Origin of the sequence: Pseudoalteromonas sp. SR44-5, assembly GCF_014163675.1 — a bacterium.
Lineage (GTDB): Bacteria > Pseudomonadota > Gammaproteobacteria > Enterobacterales > Alteromonadaceae > Pseudoalteromonas > Pseudoalteromonas rhizosphaerae.
The window spans coordinates 1-1,598 of sequence record NZ_JACJDT010000109.1 but is presented as its reverse complement, the minus strand read 5'-3'; the positions used below and the strand labels follow the sequence as shown (position 1 = coordinate 1,598).

1 protein-coding gene and 1 pseudogene are annotated in these 1,598 nt (G+C 36.7%); both read right to left on the bottom strand.

The window, feature by feature from the left end; all coding sequences use genetic code 11:
* A pseudogene (locus H5154_RS22625) lies at positions 1-564 on the bottom strand (hypothetical protein); the annotation flags it as partial.
* Positions 565-665: 101 nt separating this feature from the next.
* On the bottom strand, positions 666-1,598 hold a 933-nt coding region (locus H5154_RS23920; RefSeq protein ID WP_259398598.1), incomplete at its 5' end, for a hypothetical protein.

Genomic DNA, 1,598 nt, shown 5'->3' with positions numbered 1-1,598 from the left:
ACTAATAAAAGGCACAAACCCCATTACACCCGGGCGTGTTGCCACTATATCAAGGTGGCATACAATATCAGCCCATTTAAAACAACAATTACCCAGCTCATCACGCTCTTCACAACCAGGTATCTCATAGGTAAAGCCCACTAGCTGTTTTTGTCTGTCAAAATATATTTGCTTTTTAGGGAGGTAACTCTCTGTTATTGGTAATAGATTAAGAAAAAACAGGTTCCAAAAAAAAGTGAGTATAGGTATCCACCACTGAAACTTTTCACCTTCTTCGTAAATAGGCAGAGATACAACACTTATAAAAGTCACAAGGCTTAGTACAGCTCCTATAATTATAGGACCAAAAAGTATTGCTCTAGCAGGGCTATTCCCGCACATTTCTACTTTATATTGTTCAGGATATTTTTGAATTGCTTGTTGTTTTCTAGCTGGTAAATCATATAAATAGCATAAGCCTTTGAATTTTCTCTTAAGGCTATTTAATCTCTCAGGGTAAAAAAAACAATTAAATCGCGTTTTTTTAGGCATGACATCAACGGCTAGGTAGTCATTATTTTGCATGTAATATCCTTATTGTTTAATCAACCTTCGTACTTTAAAGTGCCCGTTTAAACTCCTTTTCTGATTGTTAACGTATCATGGACCCTGAAACTTAAGCCGTTTCACGGAAAGCCGATAAAAAGTTGAACCAGTAAACGCTTTATTTTATATTTCCACGTTAATTGTTCTATGCGATCAGGCTCTGCCTTCCAATGCTGCCAAGGTTTCGTTATTTCGTCATTGGCTTTACCTTTTAGCCAATCAAATGGAAAAGCATCTTCTAAAATTTCGTCCCTAATTTCAATTTGCTGTTCAATTGAGAAGTCTACCCAAAAGTCTGAAGGACGATTATTATTTTTATCAAACTCTGCTGTAATTGGATCTAAATGTCGGTGTTGTTCATATACCGGCACATCGGGCAATGGCTTACTTAAATCCATAAAGCGCACATAACACTCCCATAATAAATAACAATGCACTGGATTAGCTGAAAGTTCGACAACTGAACCGGTTACTATTGTTTTAGGGTACTTCTCTTGGTCTATATGGCTAATTTCTGGAAAGTAATTCATTGCACCCGGCGCGCCCATTTTCGAGGTTAGCCTGCAAACAATCTCTTCCCATTTAAAGCAACAGTTACCTAAGTCGTCTCGTTGTTCACAACCTGGTATATCAAAAGTAAACCCGACCGTTTGGTTTTGCCTATCAAGATACATCACCCTATCAGGTATATACCTAGCAGTTATTGGTAGTAAATTTAAGAAGAATAAGTTCCAGCAAAAGGTAACCAGTGGTATCCACCACTGAAAATTTTCACCTTCATCATAAAATGGAAGTGATAAGATACTAATTAATGTAATTAAGCTTAATACAGCACCAATAGCCATTGGACCAAATAATATGGCTTTTATAGGGTTATTACCACAAGGTGCTATTTTATATTGCTCTTTTTTATTCGCGTAAATGCGCCTATCTTGATTTAGCCAACGTCGGAAAAAACATAATCCTCTAAATTCGCTTCCTTCATTTATTATTCGGTGCGCTTCAAAAAAACG